Raw genomic sequence first — 278 nt, forward strand, 5'->3', positions numbered from 1 at the left:
TCGCACAGGCCCGCATACACGTGCCCGCAGAAGAACGCGGCGATCTTCTTGCCGAGCGCCTTCATGTGCCGCAGCCACTCGACCGGCAACTGCGCGCCCATTTCGATCACGACGTCGAGTTCGTGCGTGACGTCGGCGGGTTTCACCAGCGGGATGTCGAGGCCGTCGAGTTCGAGGCCGGCCGGCAGCGCGTTGGCGTCGCCGCCGTTCAGGAAATAGACGGGGCCGACGCGATCCGAGTGCTTGAGCATCATCGCGAGGAACGCGATGTTCTGGTG

1 protein-coding gene is annotated in these 278 nt (G+C 65.5%); it reads right to left on the bottom strand.

What is annotated here, in order from left to right:
- On the bottom strand, positions 1-278 hold a 278-nt coding region (locus tag AAEY88_RS13245; RefSeq protein ID WP_350563136.1), incomplete at both ends, for a DUF2827 family protein.

This window comes from Psychrobacter sp. CAL346-MNA-CIBAN-0220, assembly GCF_040309805.1.
Classification (GTDB): Bacteria; Pseudomonadota; Gammaproteobacteria; order Pseudomonadales; family Moraxellaceae; genus Psychrobacter.